This is a genomic window from uncultured Slackia sp., from assembly GCF_944321625.1.
Classification (GTDB): Bacteria; Actinomycetota; Coriobacteriia; order Coriobacteriales; family Eggerthellaceae; genus Slackia.
Window position 1 is genome coordinate 34,934 of the sequence record NZ_CALUMA010000085.1, and the last position, 17,613, is coordinate 52,546.

12 protein-coding genes are annotated in these 17,613 nt (G+C 61.4%); 1 reads left to right on the forward strand and 11 read right to left on the reverse strand.

Annotated elements, in window-relative coordinates:
- Window positions 1-108: 108 nt before the first annotated feature.
- The 9 genes from rny to Q0J60_RS07465 all read right to left on the reverse strand — a co-directional run bounded on the left by rny (window position 109) and on the right by Q0J60_RS07465 (window position 13,437).
- Window positions 109-1,650 carry a ribonuclease Y gene (rny, locus tag Q0J60_RS07425; protein ID WP_294440126.1) on the reverse strand — a complete coding sequence of 514 codons (1,542 nt, stop codon included), beginning with the start codon at window positions 1,648-1,650 and terminating at the stop codon, window positions 109-111.
- Window positions 1,651-1,860: 210 nt separating this feature from the next.
- Entirely contained in the window at window positions 1,861-2,409 is a 549-nt protein-coding gene (locus Q0J60_RS07430) for a regulatory protein RecX (RefSeq protein ID WP_294440127.1), read from the reverse strand.
- Window positions 2,410-2,606: 197 nt separating this feature from the next.
- On the reverse strand, window positions 2,607-3,626 hold the full coding sequence (recA, locus tag Q0J60_RS07435) for a recombinase RecA (RefSeq protein ID WP_294440128.1): 1,020 nt from the start codon (window positions 3,624-3,626) through the stop codon (window positions 2,607-2,609).
- A 288-nt stretch (window positions 3,627-3,914) separates the two neighbouring features.
- Window positions 3,915-5,063: a CDP-diacylglycerol--glycerol-3-phosphate 3-phosphatidyltransferase gene (gene pgsA, locus Q0J60_RS07440; protein ID WP_294440129.1), complete on the reverse strand. Its 1,149-nt coding sequence runs from the start codon at window positions 5,061-5,063 to the stop codon at window positions 3,915-3,917.
- Window positions 5,056-6,393 (reverse strand): 30S ribosomal protein S12 methylthiotransferase RimO, encoded by a 1,338-nt coding sequence (gene rimO / locus Q0J60_RS07445; RefSeq protein ID WP_294440130.1) that lies wholly within the window; start codon window positions 6,391-6,393, stop codon window positions 5,056-5,058. The genes pgsA and rimO overlap by 8 nt, the downstream gene beginning before the upstream one ends.
- 87 nt (window positions 6,394-6,480) lie before the next feature.
- Window positions 6,481-6,978 (reverse strand): YajQ family cyclic di-GMP-binding protein, encoded by a 498-nt coding sequence (locus Q0J60_RS07450; protein WP_294440131.1) that lies wholly within the window; start codon window positions 6,976-6,978, stop codon window positions 6,481-6,483.
- Window positions 6,979-7,016: 38 nt separating this feature from the next.
- A complete protein-coding gene (locus Q0J60_RS07455) occupies window positions 7,017-8,327 on the reverse strand; it encodes a RodZ family helix-turn-helix domain-containing protein (protein WP_294440186.1) in 1,311 nt (436 codons plus the stop codon).
- 92 nt (window positions 8,328-8,419) lie between these two features.
- Complete coding sequence (locus Q0J60_RS07460) at window positions 8,420-11,281, reverse strand: DNA translocase FtsK (RefSeq protein WP_294440132.1); 2,862 nt, start codon at window positions 11,279-11,281, stop codon at window positions 8,420-8,422.
- 371 nt (window positions 11,282-11,652) lie between these two features.
- Window positions 11,653-13,437: a ribonuclease J gene (locus tag Q0J60_RS07465; protein ID WP_294440188.1), complete on the reverse strand. Its 1,785-nt coding sequence runs from the start codon at window positions 13,435-13,437 to the stop codon at window positions 11,653-11,655.
- Between the two features lie 537 nt (window positions 13,438-13,974).
- Between Q0J60_RS07465 and Q0J60_RS07470 the strand changes: the two genes are divergently transcribed.
- Window positions 13,975-14,937 carry a MarR family transcriptional regulator gene (locus Q0J60_RS07470; protein WP_294440133.1) on the forward strand — a complete coding sequence of 321 codons (963 nt, stop codon included), beginning with the start codon at window positions 13,975-13,977 and terminating at the stop codon, window positions 14,935-14,937.
- Between the two features lie 92 nt (window positions 14,938-15,029).
- Here the strand turns inward: Q0J60_RS07470 and Q0J60_RS07475 are convergent, their stop codons facing one another.
- Complete coding sequence (locus tag Q0J60_RS07475) at window positions 15,030-15,755, reverse strand: hypothetical protein (RefSeq protein WP_294440134.1); 726 nt, start codon at window positions 15,753-15,755, stop codon at window positions 15,030-15,032.
- A gap of 2 nt (window positions 15,756-15,757) precedes the next feature.
- Window positions 15,758-17,611, reverse strand: coding sequence for an FAD-dependent oxidoreductase (locus tag Q0J60_RS07480; protein WP_294440135.1), 1,854 nt, complete (start codon window positions 17,609-17,611; stop codon window positions 15,758-15,760).
- Window positions 17,612-17,613: the final 2 nt, after the last annotated feature.

Sequence of the window (17,613 nt, forward strand, 5' to 3'; positions counted from 1 at the left end):
CGTACGTTGTACGTGAGCCTGCGAAAGCACGCGAAGATTCGGTGCGAGGGCGCGTTGCAGCGTCGCAGCGCCTCATCGAGTAGTTACGACGGCCGTAGGCCGCCATAACTATTTAGCGTAGTCGACGGCGCGGCTCTCGCGGATGACGACGACCTTGACCTGGCCGGGATACTGCATCTCGTCCTCGATCTGCTTCGCGATGTCGTGAGCGAGCACTACGGCGGCAGCCTCGTCCACCAGCTCGGGGACCACCATGACGCGGACCTCACGGCCAGCCTGCATGGCATAGGTGCGCTCAACGCCCTTGTGAGCGTTCGCGATCTCCTCGAACTTCTCGAGGCGCTTCACATAGCTCTCGAGGCTTTCCTTACGAGCGCCGGGACGGGCGGCAGAGACGGCGTCAGCGGCCTGAACCAGCACGTCGAGCACGCTGTTAGGCTCAACATCGGCATGATGCGCCTCGATGGCGTGAACGATCTCGGGCTTCTCGCCGAAACGACGGGCGAGATCGGCGCCGATGACGGCATGGGGGCCCTCGACCTCATGGTCAACGGCCTTGCCAAGGTCGTGAAGAAGGCCGGCGCGCTTCGCAGGAACAGGATCAAGACCCAGCTCGGAAGCCATGACGCCGCACAGGTATGCGACCTCGAGGGAGTGGTTCAGCACGTTCTGACCGAAGGAGGTGCGGAAGCGCAGGCGTCCAAGGGTGCGGACCAGCTCGGGATGCAGGTCATGAATCCCCACATCAAACGTGGCCTGCTCGCCTGCCTCCTGGACCTGCTGGTTGACCAGCTTCTCGGCCTTGGCGTACATCTCCTCGATGCGAGCGGGATGAATACGGCCGTCAGCGATGAGGTTTTCCATCGTGACGCGGCCAATCTCGCGGCGCACGGGATCGAAACAGGAGATGGTGACGCACTCAGGGGTGTCGTCAATCAGAAGATTGACGCCCGTGAGTTGCTCGAAGGAACGAATGTTGCGACCCTCGCGACCGATGATGCGGCCCTTGAGGTCGTCGGAGGGAATATGGATGGTCTTGACGGTGGTCTCGGCCGCGTGATCGGCGGCGACGCGCTGGATGGCAAGGCTCAGAATCTCACGCGACTTCTTGTCCGCCTCGGCGCGGGTGCGCTGCTCGGCCTCACGAATGATTGCGGCGCTTTCGTGCGTGACCTCATCCTTAAGGGTGTCGAGGAGCTCCTTCTTGGCCTCTTCGGGGGTCATGCCGGCAACGTGCTCCAGACGAGCATTCACCTCCTGCATGGCCTCCTTCAGGTCGCGTTCGCGACGCTCGACCTGGCCTTGCATGGAGGAAAGCTGGTGCTCGCGCGCATCGAGGCTCTCGACGCGGCGGTCAAGCGACTCCTCGCGCTGGTTAAGGCGATTCTCGGCGGCGCGAACTTCGCGCATACGCTCCTTGTTCTCAGCCTGGGCCTCCTGCTTCATCTTGAAGACCTCGTCCTTGGCCTCGACGATCGCCTCGCGGCGCATCGTCTCAGCCTGACGCTCGGCGTCGGACACGAGCTGACGAGCCTCCTCAGCGGCGCGCTTGGTGGACGAATTTGCAAGGTAGCGGGTGATTACGAAACCGACGGCAACGCCGACGATGATACATACAACGCCGACGATGACAGGAAGCAAATCTGGCATCGGCCTCCCCTTTCTTTCATCTAAATCAAACGGTCTAGGTGTACCGGAAATAAAAAATGCCGGGCATAGAACACCTGGCATGAGCGAAGCGCACGAAAGACAAGCATGCGATATGCGATTGTTTATCGAAAAGCACCAAATACATTCGGCGCGAATACACTCAAGCTTGATTATGATACACCGACTTGCGGCGAATGGCACCGCCGTTCGTTAAAAATACTCAGAGTGCTCGGCTACTTCCTCGGCATAGAGACGCGCGGCATCGTAAGCGACCTGCTGGCTATACCCTTTGCCCACAAGGCGGCGAAACGCCGCCCCGCGCACGTCTTTGGCTCGCGGGGGCTTGCGGCGCAAAAGCCCCAAAGCCCGCTCAAGCTCTGAAGGCGTATCCTCATGGAAGAAATCTTCAGGCCATCCAGGTACCATCGTCGCGTCGATGCCTGCGCGTTCGAGCTCAGAGACGATGCCCGACTTGCCCCTACCCTGCGAGATGCGCGAGCGAATGAGGACGCCCGCATACCGCATGTCATCCACCAGGCCGCAGGCAACGGCACGGCGCACCGCGGCGTCGGCGTCTTGCGCCGTGAATCCGTCGCGAGCGAGCCGCGCACGCAGTTCGCTCTCGCACCGTTTGCGCACGCAGGCCAGACGCTGCACCTTCGCGAAGGCTTTCTGCTCGCCCTCCGGGATCTCACGCACCACCGGCTCAAGCTCGACGGCGGCAAGCTTTGCGAGAAATTCTTCATCGATGACGGGCATTACTGCTCCTTACCGCTATGTCGTTACGGCGCACGCGCAACAGAAGATCCCATACGAAGCACCCAGGGCGCACGGTAACGCACGGCAAATCGAAAGTGCCTCGCAACGGTTCGACCGAACGTATTGCGAGGCGCAAGAGAAACGCTTTACGCATCAGGCACAGTCGAGAATAGAACCGGCCCGATGCGGCAGCCGCATTAGTTCTCGGACTGTTCAGGAGTGGCAACAGGGATATCGAAATGCTCGCGAACCTTTGCCTCAATCTCATCGCGCACATCGGGGTTGGTGCGCAGCATTTCCTTCGCGGCCTCGCGACCCTGCCCCAGGCGCTGTTCGCCATAGGTGTACCAGGCCCCGCTCTTCTTTACCACGCCGGCCTCAACGCCCATATCGACGATGCACCCTTCGCGAGAGATGCCCGTACCGTACATGAGGTCGAACTCGGCCTGGCGGAACGGAGGCGCAACCTTGTTCTTGACCACCTTCGCGCGAACGCGATTGCCTACGGGCTCGCCGCTCTTGCTCTTCAGCGTTTCGATGCGACGAATGTCGATGCGGACGCTGGAGAAGAACTTGAGGGCACGGCCGCCCGTGGTGGTTTCGGGGCTGCCGAACATCACGCCGATCTTCTCGCGGAGCTGATTGATGAAGATGCAGGTGGTGTTGGATTTGGAAAGCGAGCCGGCGAGCTTGCGCAACGCCTGGGACATGAGGCGCGCCTGCAGACCGACGCTGCTATCGCCGATTTCGCCTTCGATTTCCGCCTTAGGCACCAAAGCGGCCACCGAGTCGATGACGATGGCGTCAATGGCGTTGGAGCGAACGAGCATATCGCAGATCTCAAGCGCCTGTTCGCCCGTGTCGGGCTGAGAGATAAGCACCTCGTCGATATCGACGCCGAGGCGAGCGGCATAGGTGGGATCGAGCGCATGCTCGGCGTCAATGAACGCCACGATGCCGCCCAGCGCCTGAGCCTCCGCGAGAATCTGCAGGGCAAGCGTGGTCTTGCCGCTGGATTCAGGACCGTAGATTTCTACGATACGCCCGCGCGGCACTCCCCCGATACCCAAGGCGGCATCCAGCGGAAGAGCACCGGTGGGGATGACGCCCACCTCCAGGCTGTTGCCCTGGCCCAGCTTCATGATGGAGCCCTGACCGAACTTGCGCTCAATCTGTTCGGTGGTGAGCTCGAGAATCTTATCTTTATCTTGAGTCATATACGCTCCTTGCAGCAGACGATGCGTTGCGATGCGACGGGATTCCCCGCAAATCTTGCATAGCCCTATTATTACGAACGGATGTTCTCATGTCAAGAAATTATCGCCTGGCCGCCATGCCGGCATCAGCGACCATGCGGTTTTCTTGGCTGGCTTTATGAAACCATACAAACCTTGCCAAACCATTGCGGATTTCTGACCGAAACCTTGCCGAATTCTTGCCGAAAACCCCTCAAGCTCTCGAACGAATCTTGCGCAAATCCCCTTGGCGCCTCCAATGAAAGAAGGTTAGATTTTTTCGATTTCTTCCAGCATCACGCCAAGAGCCGCCTCGACGGTCTGACGACGAACGGCATCGCGGTCGCCGTCGAAATGGTGAAGCCGCGCGGAGGTTCCCAAATGCGAAGAAACGCCGATCCACACGGTTCCCACGGGTTTGCCGGGAACGGCACCGCCCGGCCCCGCGATGCCCGTGACCGACACGGCCACATCGACCGAAAGCTCCCTGCGGGCACCTGACGCCATCTGGCACGCCACTTCCTCGCTTACCGCGCCCTTGTCCTCAAGGGTCTGAGCGTCGACGCCAAGACGATCGCGCTTGACCTCGTTGGCATAGCTCACGATGCCGCCGGCAAGCGCCGCGGAAGCGCCGGGAACATCGGTAAGCGTGGCAGCGATAAGACCGCCCGTGCAGCTTTCCGCCGTGCCCAGAGTGACGCCCTTTGCGGATGCCTTCTGGATGACGCGCTCTTCGACGGCCGACTCCTGGGCCTTCGCGGCAGCCTGCTCCGTGGCAGAGCCCTTACGCGGCTTGAACCCGATGAGATGGCGTGCCTTGGAAATGTAATCGAGCATGGAGACGATGGTCAGCACGAGCGCGATTGCCATGATCAGCCAGCTCAGGGCATACAGAGCGCCATACGCCGATGAGGACCACTCCAAGATTACGGTGTTCTCCTTGACCACGAACAGCACGATGGCGATCATCTGGAACACGGTCTTGAACTTGCCGTACCACGACGCAGCGATGACCTCGCCCTTGTTGGCCGCCACCATGCGAACGCCCGAAACGATGAATTCGCGCGCGACGATGATCAGCACCACCCAGCTGGGAAGCGCTCGCAGTTCGACAAGCACCAAGAGCGCCGCTATGACCAGAATCTTATCGGCCAGCGGATCCATGAACTTGCCGAAGTCGGTCACCTCGTTGCGCTTGCGCGCGAGATAGCCGTCCAGCCAGTCGGTGCAGGAGATGATTACGAACACCGCGGCGGCGATCCAGCTTTTCCACTGGTCAAGCCAATCGTAGCCGATCCACTCGGGCCAGGGGCTGATGAGCACGGCGACGAACACCGGCACCAGGCAGATGCGCACGAGCGTCACGATGTTCGCAGGAGTGAGAATGGCGTCAGAGCCTTTGGGGCGGGAATCAGTCATAGATGATATCGCCTTCCATCTCATACACGAGGGTGTCGGTAATCTTCACGCGCACGATGTCGCCCGGCTCTCCTTCCTCGAGGTAGACCACGCCGTCCACCTCGGGGGCCTGACACATGGCGCGGCCATACAGCTGGCCGTCCTCTTCGCGGCCAAGCACAAGCACGTCCATTTCCTGCCCGATCCGCTGGGACACATGCGCCTCGCCAATGGAGTCGGCAAGGTCGCGCACCTCTTGGGCGCGGGCGATCTTGACGTCCTCGTCCACCTGGTCGGGAAGCGTGGCGGCACGGGTCCCCTCTTCGGCCGAATAAGGGAACACGCCGGCGTAGTCGAACTCGGCCTCTTCGAGGAACGAGATCAGCTCTTCGAAATCCTCGTCGGTCTCGCCCGGGAAGCCGGCGATGAGCGTGGTGCGCAACGTGATGCCCGGCACGCGCTCGCGCATGCGGGCAACCAGGTCAAGATGCTTCTGGGCATCGCCCCTGCGATTCATGGAACGCAGAATCTTCTTGGAGGCATGCTGCAGGGGCACATCAAGGTAGGAGCAGATGTTGGGACGGGCGGCTATGACATCAAGCAGCTCGTCGGTCACGCCCTGCGGCTCTATATACATAAGCCTGAACCACGTATCGGAAAATTCATCGGCAAGGCGGTCAAGCAGATGGGCGGTGGTGTCGGCATCATCGAAGTCCTCCCCCCACCTGCCGGTATCCTGGGCGATAAGCGTGATCTCGCGCACGCCCGCCGCCACGCGCTCGGCCACCGCCGCCCTCACGTCCTCATAAGGGAAGCTGTGATAGGCGCCGCGGATGTAGGGAATGGCGCAGAACGAGCAGAATCGGTCGCACCCGTCGCTTATCTTCACGTACGAGGCGGGGCTTGCAGCGTACGGCGATACGGCCCTGGTCGCCGAAGATGCCCCCTTGAAGCCAAGCAGTTCGCGCAAGACGTCTGCGATATCGTCCTCTTTGGAGCAGGGCACGAACGCGCTGGCCTCGGCCAACTCTCCTTCGAGGTCAGTTCCGTAGCGAGCCGGCATGCAACCCGCGACAACGAGCTTCGCACGCCCGCTCTCAAAGTTCTCGAGCCCGCAGATGTCGAAGATGCATTCGATGCTTTCCTCGGTCGCAGCCTGGATGAACGAGCAGGTATTCACCACCACGGCATCAGCAGCCCCAGGATCGTCGACCACGGAGAATCCTGCCGCCGTAACGCGCTTGGTCATCTCAGCGGTGTCGACTTCGTTCTTGGCGCACCCAAGCGTCACAAAGCACACCGAGGGTGCCGAAGACACGCAATGGGCTGTGGTTACGTCGATATTGCTCACGAATGCATCATCCTCATCAGAATAAAAGCGCCCGCAGGCGCAGCAAGGCGCATCCCCAACAAAGGGATGCGCCCAAAACGATTGAACCTAGCGATAGTTGACGTACTGAAGCGGCTGGCCGTAATCCTTGCTCTTGAGGAAGGCGATAACGTCCTGGAGCGCGTCCTTGGAAGCGGAGCTCACGCGAAGCTTGTCGCCCTCGATGGTGACCTTCACCTTGAGCTTCTGGGCCTTGATGTCCTTGTTGATGGCCGATGCGGTTTCTTTGTCGATGCCCTCGATGATGTCCGCCACCTGGCGAACGCTCTGGCCGGCGGCGGGGACAGGGTCGCCCCACTTCACGGATGCCAGGTCAATGCCGCGGCGGATGAGCTTGCTCGACATTACGTCGATGACCTGCTTGGCAACGAAGTCGCTGGGAGCACTCACCGTGATCTTGCGCGAGCCCTTGTCGAACGAGACCTCGGCACCGGAATCCTTGAGGTCGTAGCGCTGTGCGAGCTCGCGCTTGGTCTGCTGGAATGCGTTATCGAGCTCCTGCATGTCAACCGTGGACACGACGTCGAAGCTGGAATCTTTAGCCATGGGTTTCCCTTTCTGTCCAAAATGATGTCGGTCGGAAGTTATTCGGCCGCGTCCGTCGAGCCATCGAATGAGGCATCGCCGGACGAAGCATCATCGGAGGCCCCGTCTTCGTCGGACGCGGAAGACGCATCGCCCTCGTCCGCAGGCGTCGAACCATGCTCCTTGTTCCACGCGTCGAGAACCTCCTGGAAATCGACGCTATAGCGGAAGATGCCGCTGGACACGTTGTCGTCGATGTTGACCTTCTCGCCGTCCTGCGTCACCGTAAGGCCGTCGTAGGGACTTGCAACGATCTCGAACGTGCCCGTGACGTCGAAGCTCTCGGTGGCGGGACCGGTGACATCGCTCGCAAACGTGCAGTTGTCGCCCTCCCAGATCTCGATATACGGAGTCTCACCGTCGGCAACTTCATAGGAAATCGTGGTCTTGGTGGGAGCGACTTCCTTGGGCTCGGTCTCCTTGGCCTGCTGAGAGGCCTCATCGGTCGCGGCCTCGCCGTCGGACGCGGTATCGTCCTGCTGGACGTTCTCGGAGCCGGGCATGCCCGTCACGTTCATAGGCTGGCTTGCGGGCTCGGAGGTGGCCGCCCTGTTCATGCCGTTAACCATGACCACGATGACCACAACCAGCAGCAAGATGACGATGCCCGCGATGAAGAACGGGAGCTTCTCGCGCAATCCGGACCCATGGTTATGCACGCCCAGATTGGAAGGCGCAGCATACAGGTTGCCGTAGTGTTCCTCGGAAAGCGCCGAGCGGCGCGCGCGATGCGTTGAATGATGGCGGTCGTCGATGGGGTCCATCACACGCGTCTCGCCCGCCGAACGGGCGGCGGCACGCTGCGAGAGCCCTTGCCCGTAGGCGTTATAGGAGCCCACGTGGACCGCGCCGATCCTACGTGTGGTGGCCGCAGGCGGAATGGAAGTGGGAGCGGGCCCGTTGAAGAACTCATCGTCGGAAGCGGGCAGGCCGCGGCTGTACGAGGAGCCCGCAGAGCTCGAAAGATGGGCGCGCGTCTCCGACGAGGAAACGGTTTCGCGGTTGTGACCCCGACGCCTGCCGGCGGACATGTCGAATCCGGTAGGACGGATGTTCTCGCGCGCTTTTTCGACCTGGTTGCGGTACTGAGCATCCAGATACATCTTCACCACTTCAGTGGGATTAAGCCCCAGGTAGCGTGCATAGGCGTTGATCATGTTGCGCGAATAGCCGCGAGGCGGCATGCCGTCGAGGTCGGATGCCTCGATGCGCTCCAGGATGTCGGGGCGGATGCGAATGCGGCGGGCGACGGAGACGATATCCTCGCCGCTGCGCTCGCGCGCCTGGCGAAGAACGTCGCCGAAATTCATGGCATCCACGCGTGGTACCTCCTTATATTCGTGCGGCCAAGGGGCCGCTCAAAAAACGCGACAAGCCGGACGGTGCCTCCGCCCGGCAATCATTAGTATACAGAATCCTCGGCGTCATGCGCCTCGAACGCCTTGAGGCTCTCCAGCTCCATGGCGTCCACCAGGACTTCGCGGGGCTTGCTGCCGTTCGGCGGACCCACGATGCCCTTTTCTTCGAGCATATCCATGATACGCCCTGCTCGCGAATAGCCTACACTCAAACGGCGCTGGATATTCGACGTCGAGCCCAATCCACTCGAAACCACTATATCGGCCGCCTCCCAGATCAGCGGATCGTCCGAGCTTGAACCTCCACCGCTGCCGTCAGGCATGGAGGACCCGATGCCTATCACGTTGGTCTGCAGAATCTCGTTGTGATATTCTGGCTCGCCTTGCGACTTAAGATGCTCGACCACCGCTTCAATCTCGTCCTCGGAGACGAAGCAGCCCTGCAAACGCTGCGGCTTCGCCCACTCAGGCTTGCTGAAGAGCATGTCGCCCCATCCGATGAGCTTCTCGGCGCCCGGCGTGTCCAGGATGACGCGCGAGTCGATGCCGGAGGCAACCAAAAACGCGATGCGGTTGGTGATGTTGGCCTTGATCAGGCCTGTAACCACGTTGGTGGACGGGCGCTGTGTGGCGATGATCATGTGAATGCCCGCGGCGCGCGCCAGCTGAGCGATGCGGCTGATGGAAAGCTCCACCTCTTTACCCACGTTCATCATGAGGTCGGCAAGCTCGTCGATCACGATGACGATATAGGGCATCTTCTTGGGCGCCTGAGGAATGTCGTCGATGGAAAGCTGCTTGGTGCCGCTAGCCGGCTGGGACTCGTCGGGGCCGTCGGGATCGAGCGCGCCCGACTCGACCTTCGCATTGTACTGGGCGATGTTGCGCACGCCTGCCTTCGACATCACCTTCAAACGGCGCTCCATCTCGGCCACGCCCCAAGCCAGAGCGCTTGCCGCCTCCTTGTTCTCGGTAACCACGGGAACATAGAGATGAGGGATGCCGTTGTACAGCGTGAACTCGACGCGCTTGGGGTCGATCATGATGAAGCGCACCTCGTCGGGCGTCGCACGCATGAGGATGGACATGATCATCGAGTTGATGCCCACCGACTTACCGGAGCCCGTGGTGCCGCCGATGAGCAGGTGAGGCATCTTGGCGAGGTCCACGAGGATGGTATTGCCCTCGACATCCTTGCCGATGGCCATCTCGAGCGGGCCGCCCTTGGCGTCTTTGAGCACGTCGCCCAGAAGCACCGTCTGACGCACCTTGTTCGGCACTTCGATGCCTACGTGGTTGGTACCTGGGATGGGCGCGAAGATGCGCACGCCCGGCGCGGCCAGCGCAAGCGCGATGTCGTCCTGGAGCGCGAGGATGCGGCTCACGCGCACACCCGAAGGCAGATCGACCTTGAACAACGTGACTGTAGGGCCGGCCACCCAGCCCACGACCTGGGCCATAATACTGAAGTCCTCGAGCGTTCCCTGGAGCTCGGCGGCCACTTCGCGCAGTTCATTCTCGTCGGCTTTTTCGGCCTTGGAGGTATGCTTGATCAGGCTGAACGCAGGCAGCGTGAAGCCGCCGCGCGTCTCGCCCGGCGCGTCATCGAGCTTGGGCTTCTGTGCCAAAGAGCGCGTTTTCGGAGCCGGCTGAGCGGCAGGGGCATGAGCGGCGGGAGCATCCTCTTTGCGCGCAAGACGGCGCGTCATAGGCTTGGGCTCCTCGACGGGCGCCTCAGGAGTATCCGCTTCGTCGTTCCAGGGAAGCGCCACCGTCTTGTCAGCAGGCCCGTCGTTCACGCGAGCACGTGAGCTTTTCTTCATGCGGGGGCCCTCGTCGACTCCAAGCACGCGCGTCTTGGCCGCCTGCGCCGCCTGCATCTCCTCGGCCTCCGCCAGGCCCTCGTCATAGGCGTAGTCGGACGGCCAGTACATATCGACGTCGGAGGCATGAGGGCCGCCGTACATGGTGCGCGAATCGCCCAGAACCTGGGTGATGGACTGCGACGCGCGGCGAGGACGCGAAAGGTCGCGGGGAACACGCGCCGCAGGCTCCGGACGGTACGGCGCCTGCTCGACGGTATGGTCGGGGTCGACGGAGCGGCGAATGCCGCCGAAAGGACGATTGCGCTCCGGACGAGGCTGGTCGTAGGGCTGGCTGTCCAGTGCGGTCATGTCGTCTTCCTGCTCGGCCGCATGGCGCTCGCGACGCATCTCGCGAAAGTCATGTCCCTTGTCGCGAATGGCAGAAAGCGCACCCGAAATCGAGAAGCCGATGATGACGACGCCGCCCAATGCGACGCCGATCAGCAGCACGCACCCTACGGCCTGCCCGAAAAGCTCGAGCAACGCCCAGGCTATGCCGGCGCCGATATAGCCCCCGCGAACAGCAAGCGGGTCAACCGACGCCGCAGGGTCGCGCGAGAACACGGCATAGGGATCCGTCGCAGCGCCAGGCGTGAACAGCGCCAAGAGAGACATCAGCGCTATCAGGATGAGGAACAGTCCTATGCCCACGCGCAAGCCAAGATGGCTATGCTCGGTGCGTACCAGCATGCAGACGCCTGTCGCAAGCATCATGATGGGAAGCAGATAGCACCCGAAGCCCAGCCCTAGATGCAGGCCCTGCGAGAGCGCGGAGGTGATGAAGCCTGAAGGAGGAAGCACGGCGATGACGAACAGCGCGACGGCCACGACGCCGCACAGAACGCCCGCGATGTCGCGCCTGGTGCGGTCGTCGAAGATCCTTGGCTCGCTGAAATCAAGCTCTGCCTGAGCGCGAGCAGCAGCCGCCTTGCGGCCGTTGCCGGCCTTGGCGCCCGCCTCTTTCAAGGCGACGCGGCCGGAATTGCGCTTGCTTGAACTGCTCTTCGGTTGTGCTTCGGCTTTCTTGGAACCGCGAGCCACTCTTCTTGCTCCTTACACTGCTGCGTATCTGCTTCGTTTTTTTTGGACTGGGAGATTATACCTGGTGTGCCGGTCGTTGGCTAAATTGCATGGTTTTTTGCAAAATGCGAGGGTTTGAAAGGGGGAGGGGGAAGAGGAAGGGTCCTCTTCCCCCTCCCCCTTTGCATCCCCCTCCCCTTGCTCCTCGCTCCAGGGCGCATGAGACACCGGCTGCTTACGGCCTCATCGCCCACCGTGCGGGCATCGCTTGCGCTCGCCCGCAGCTCGCAAGGACGGTGGAACTTGAAATACTGCCAAGTGCCTCACGGTCTTTGGGTTCGCGCTTCGCGCGCGTGGGGTTCGCTTCGCTCCCCCACGGCTGCCCCGTAAGCTTATAGCTCGATGATGCTTGAGACCACCATGGGGCGCTGCTTGGTGCGCTCCCACAGAAGCGACAGCAGGGAGTCGCGGCAGGTCTTTTCGAGGTCGCGACCCTTGGTGCCCTTCTCGAGCGCGCGGCGCAGCGTGCCCTTCACGGTGTCGGTGGCCTCGCGGCGCAGATCCGATACATCGCCGCCGGTGATGCCGCGCATCTCGACGCGCACGTTGCCAAGAATCTGCTTCTTGCGCGGGTCGACCGCGGCGCAGATCAGGGCCACGCCGGCACCGCCGAGCGTCTGACGCTCGTCGAGGACGTCCTTGGAGGTATCGCCCACCGAGAGGCCGTCCACGTACACGATACCGCTTTCCACAGGCTCGCCGAAGCGAACGCCTTCCTGAGTGAGCTCGAGGGTGTCGCCGTTCTCGCACAGGAAGATATTGCGGGCGGGCACGCCCGTGGCCTCGGCCAGCTTGGCGTGGGCGCGCAGATGCGTCGCCTCGCCGTGGACGGGCATGAAGTTCTTGGGCTGCACGATGGAGAGCACCAGCTTGAGTTCCTCGGCTCCGGCGTGACCGGATACGTGCACGGTGGCACGACGCTTGTCGTATACATCGCAGCCAATCTTGGCGAGCGAATTGACCACGCGGGTCACCGCCTTCTCATTGCCGGGAACGGGCGTGGCGGAAATGATGACCGTATCGCCCTCGTCGATCTGAATGGTGCGATGCTCGCCATTGGCGATGCGCGCCAAAGCAGACAGCGGCTCGCCCTGGCTGCCGGTACACATGATGACGACCTTGTCCGCAGGCATGTCTTTGAGGTCGTAGGCGTCGATGAGGTCGACGTCCTGAATCTTCAGATAGCCCAAACGGCGCGCGATATCGGTGTTTTGCACCATGGAGCGCCCGGTCACGACCACCTTGCGGCCGCAGGCCACAGCCGCATCGGCGATCTGCTGCAAGCGATGGATATGGCTTGCAAAGCTGGCGATGATGACGCGGCCCTTGGCGTTTTCGATGATAGGTCGCAGCGCACGACCCACCTCGGCCTCGGAAGGCGTGAAGTTGGGGTTCATAGCGTTGGTGGAGTCCGACATCATCAGATCGACACCGATCTTGCCGAATCGGGCGAGCGCACCGAAGTCGGTGTGCACGCCGTCGATGGGGCTCTGGTCGAGCTTGAAGTCGCCGGTATGAAGCACATTGCCCGCAGGCGACTGCAGGAACACGCCCAGCGCGCCGGGGATGGAGTGATTCACCGCAAAGAAGTCAATCACGAAGCACCCGAGCTTGATTTCGTCGCCCGCCTTGACCTCGGCGAGGCGCGCCTTCACGCGGTGCTCGTTGAACTTGCCCTCGACCAGGCCAAGCGTCATCTTGGTGGCGTAGATGGGCACCTTGCGAGACAGGTCCTTCATCAGATACGGAAGGCTTCCCGTGTGGTCCTCGTGGCCGTGCGTGATGATGATGCCACGCAGCTTGTGCTCGTTTTCCAGCACGTAGGTGTAGTCGGGCAGAATCAGGTCGATGCCCGGATGGTCGTCATCGGGGAACATCAGGCCCGCATCGACCAGAATCATGTCGTCGCCGCACTCGAACGCCGTCATGTTCTTGCCGATGGCATCCAGACCGCCCAGGGGGATGACCTTGAGCATCGCATCGGGCTTGCGCTCGACGCTGCCGCGACGGCGGGCGCCGCCACGCGCTTTACGCGTACGGGGCTTGGAGAACGTCTCCTTCTCCATCTGGTCCTCGGGGGTGATCTGGGGTCGCTTGTGCTCGACCGTGACCGTCATGTGACGCTTCGTGCGATGGCGGCGATTCTTGCCCTGACCCGCCTGCGATGCGCCCTGCTCGGAATCGTTGGCGCGCGTCTGCTTAGAGCCGGAACGCTTGCCGGCGTCAACGTTGCTGGCGGTCTCATTGCCGCCATGGATATGTTCGTTAGCCAATGTCGCAGTCTCCTTAGATTGAGGAATCGATTACAATACAAACACGCCGTTCGCCAAGGCCCAAGCCATAAAGAGGACCGGCGACGACGAACCGTCCAAACTGAAGAGTTACGCCCTTTTTCGCCAAACAAATCATTGCCGGCAAAATCGTATCCGACAATTTTACGCCAAATCATACCGGTCAACCAAATCTCACCTTCAAATTGAGGAGAAACGGTGGCGAGGTCGCATGCGCAATCAAAGATTAAGGATATACTATAAACGCTTCACGAATGTAGTCAAATAGCTATCAATCGGCTTAATTCTGATCGCATCGGCATTCGCGAGCCGAACTACGATGCGCCAGCAGAATTCCGCAAGAACCGAAACCCGAGGTGCCCCATGTCAGAAACCGCCGCATCCTTTACAGCGCCAGTACCCAGCGCACAAGGCACCCCGCCCCGATTCGATTCCGCGTTCTTCGTCGCCTTCCGCCTCACGCATGAGGCGCTCAAAGGAGCGTTGCACGAAGCGAGCGACCTCAACGTCACCCAATACCGCGTGCTCGTGAAAGTGGCCTCGGCAACCCCGGAAGGAATAGGCCAAGGAAAGCTCGGTGAAAGCCTGCGGCTCAAGCCCAATGTGGTCACACAATCGCTCAACGTGCTTGCAAGCCACTCCTTTATCGAACGCGAAGAAGGCCAATCGGACCGCCGAGCCAAAATCGTCCACGCCACTGGCGAGGGCATTCGCCATATCGAAGGTGTCAATAAGAAGATCGTGGGGCTTCTCTATGAGCTCTTCCCCACCGAAAACGCTTCATGGCGCGCTATCCTCGAAGCCTCGGTTGCCGCAGGCGCCACGATCGATCCTCCCCTGTCGCGCAAGGCAGAGCGCTACCCCGCTTCCAAAACGCTCGTGTCCATCGAGCTCGTAAGGCTCGAAATCGAACGCGAACTCAAGCATTCGTGCGGCGTGCCGCTGAGCGAAGCGCTCATCATGATGCGCCTTAACGAAGTTGCGACGCCCCAGCGCGTCGTCGATATCGCTGCAGCACTGGACACATCGACCGCCAACATGACGCGCACGGTGGATCGTTTGGCGAGCCACGGCTGGATCAAACGCATGGGAAGCCCGTTTGACAAGAAAGCCGTCTACGCGGTTTTAACCGAAGAGGGCGCGTTCCAAGCGAATGTAATCAGCGACACTACCGACCGCATCGCATCTGAGCTGCTGTGGAGCAAGCTCGATGACAAGGGGCGCGACGCCATCGCGCAGGTAGGCACGGTGGTGATTGACGGATTGCGCGCACGCAAACATGCTGCGCAGCAGGTCAACTACGACGACCTGCTCCCCATCCAATAAACGCACCTGGCCATTAGCGTCAAAAAGCCTCCGAGCAAGATGCCCGGAGGCTGGAGGGGGATATGCGCGATCGGCTCTTGTGAACCCCTACGCTAGACAGCGGCTTTTCTCACAAGCACGCGCGGAGCGACCAGGAGGATGACGAGGTTGCATACGAGGTCGGCAGCGAACCACATCAGAAGCGCTCCGGTATCGACCGACGCCGCGCTGAGGGCGGAAAACGTCCCCACGGTAAGAAGCATGACGGGAACGCCGCAGCAAAGCGCCGCGGCCACCAGTCGTACGCAGGCGCTCTTCTCGCCGTTCGCGCCTTCGAGGCATGCGGATGCCACCATCGATGCGGCACCGAGCAACGTGCCGATGAACGCAGAGAATCCCACGATACCCGCTACAATCACACCCATTCCGGGCAGCTTGCTGCTCATCGAGCCAACCTGGACCGCCGACAGAATTCCGCTTGCCACGATGCCCAGGCATACGATCGCAACCAGCGCGGTCGCCCATCCCCAAAGAAACGCCGAGGCGGAATGCGCGCGCAGGCCCTTGCATCGGCACAACGCGACATAGAGGGCAACGCCTGCCGTCGAGAGCGTGAGCGCCAGCCCTGCGTCGAAGAGAAACGCCACCAAAGCCGAACCGGTAAGAATCGAGCACACCACATCGAGCATGGGAACACCCGAGGCTGATATGTAATCATACGAGAGCGATCCCGTGACATCCATGACGGCTAACCCCGCGCGAGCCAATACCGCCACCACCAACGCAATCGCGAACAGCGTCGCATAAGGACGCGCCATCGCTTTCATTTGACCGAGCATTCCTATTCGCCTCCCTTCACGTTCTCATTCTCGAACTCATGCTCGATGACCGACGTGCCGCATAGGTACCCGCCGCAGAACGCCAGCCCCACATCGCCCATGAGCGATCCGAGAATGGGGTCGCCGATATAGCTGTTCTCGCCGCATGCACCGCCGGCGGTATGCCATCCCGCATACAAGCCCGGAATCACCCGTCCGCCGGTGCCGACCACCTGCATCTGATCGTTGATCAGCAGACCCGCCTTAGTGCCGTACAGGTTGCCCCCGATACGACAGCCGTAGAACGGCGGCTCCTTGATGGCATGGAGCCATTCAGGAGGCATGGGATACATGAAATCGTCCTCGCCGCGCTCGCAGCATTCGTTCCACTTTGCCACTGCCTCGGTGAGCACGCCCTCTGCCAGGCCGAGGTCGCGCTCAAGCTCCTCAAGGGTGTCGCGGCGCTTGAGAACGTCGGCGTCGATGGCGTCCTGAACGCCGTGATGCCAATCGCGATAATGCTCAGGGACCTTCTCGATCTGCTCAAGGTCGGGCGTGATGAGCTTGCGGCAGTGCTCCTGCGCGAACCCGGCCAGATGGTCTTCGTAGTTCGCGTCGAAGATGATGTAGGAGCGATGACCGGGCGGCGTCATCTGGATCGTAGCCAAATCGCCCAGCGCATAGATCGCGTTGGCCCCGTCTTCGGCAACGCGCGAGTCCATATAGCGAAGGCGATTGCCGCAGCGGTCGATGGTGAGCCACGGTTGGCGTGAAAGCTGCGTCATGCCGTCGTAGAGGAAACGCGCCCACTGACCGCCTTCGGCCTGCCAATCTACGCCGCCGTCGAAGCTCGCGGAGCTATTGAAACCCGACACGTCGGCGCCGACGCCAAGCCCCATGCGGAAGCACTCGCCAGTCTCGCCGCCCACCAGGTAGCTTGAGGCACACCCCATGGCAGCTGTAGGAATATACCGCTCGAGCAGCGCCTTGTTGTTGCAGAAGCCGCCTGCGGTAAGAATGACGCCCCGCTGCGCGTGGATGTACACCTCATTTTGAAAGTCCTCTTTGGCCACTACACCCACGATACGGCCCGACTCGTCTTGGACCAACGCCTCAGCCGGGCAGCGGAACTTGTACGAAACGCCCTTCTTCTGCCCATAGAAGAACATGGCATCGGTCGCATCCTTCATCTTGAGAACGTGATGATCGAGCGTAGAACGCTTGGGCGCGACGTATACCGGCACCTCACCCAGACGCCAATCGACACCGCAGTCCGCCATCCAGTCGAGCGACGGGCCGCCTTGCTCGGCAATACGATAGATGAGCTTGGGGTCGGCGGCATAATGGTACTCGTCCATCGCCCAATCGGTAAGCGCCTGCGGGTCGAACGGATAGCTGGGAAATGCGAAACGCTTCTCCTCTTGCTTACTGTATCCGCCCAAAATGCCGCACATGCCAGCGGATTGAGCGTTTCCGCCCCATGTCGCCATCGATTCAACACACATGACTGTCGCTCCGAGCTCGGCCGCACGGGCGGCAGCGTTCAGCCCGCCGCCTCCGGCTCCGACGACTACGACATCGCACTCGTAATCCCAGGCGTCGGGCACTGACCGAGGCGGTATCGGTGTCGCATCGTTGGCCGGAAACGCAGCGGCATTATGCTCGCGGTACGTACCGTCAGAAGAGCTCGCATTGCCCGTCGCGCTATCGGGCACCGCCACTTCCGCGCTGCCGTCGCGGGCCCAATCGCCAATCACTCCTTCATCGACGGCAAACGCGGAACACGGCGTCGCGCATGCGGCAACGCCTGCGACGGCTGCTGCGCCAACAAGAAAATCGCGCCTCGAAACAGCGGGGCTTCCTTTCAAATCGTTCATCG

Coding starts and splice junctions, on each gene's coding strand:
- pgsA (WP_294440129.1), bottom strand. CDS start 5,063: ATGACTGATTCCCGCCCCAAAGGCTCTGACGCCATTCTCACTCCTGCG.
- Q0J60_RS07465 (WP_294440188.1), bottom strand. CDS start 13,437: ATGACGGTCACGGTCGAGCACAAGCGACCCCAGATCACCCCCGAGGAC.
- Q0J60_RS07450 (WP_294440131.1), bottom strand. CDS start 6,978: ATGGCTAAAGATTCCAGCTTCGACGTCGTGTCCACGGTTGACATGCAG.
- Q0J60_RS07455 (WP_294440186.1), bottom strand. CDS start 8,327: ATGAATTTCGGCGACGTTCTTCGCCAGGCGCGCGAGCGCAGCGGCGAG.
- recA (WP_294440128.1), bottom strand. CDS start 3,626: ATGACTCAAGATAAAGATAAGATTCTCGAGCTCACCACCGAACAGATT.
- Q0J60_RS07470 (WP_294440133.1), top strand. CDS start 13,975: ATGTCAGAAACCGCCGCATCCTTTACAGCGCCAGTACCCAGCGCACAA.
- rny (WP_294440126.1), bottom strand. CDS start 1,650: ATGCCAGATTTGCTTCCTGTCATCGTCGGCGTTGTATGTATCATCGTC.
- Q0J60_RS07475 (WP_294440134.1), bottom strand. CDS start 15,755: ATGCTCGGTCAAATGAAAGCGATGGCGCGTCCTTATGCGACGCTGTTC.
- Q0J60_RS07430 (WP_294440127.1), bottom strand. CDS start 2,409: ATGCCCGTCATCGATGAAGAATTTCTCGCAAAGCTTGCCGCCGTCGAG.
- Q0J60_RS07480 (WP_294440135.1), bottom strand. CDS start 17,611: ATGAACGATTTGAAAGGAAGCCCCGCTGTTTCGAGGCGCGATTTTCTT.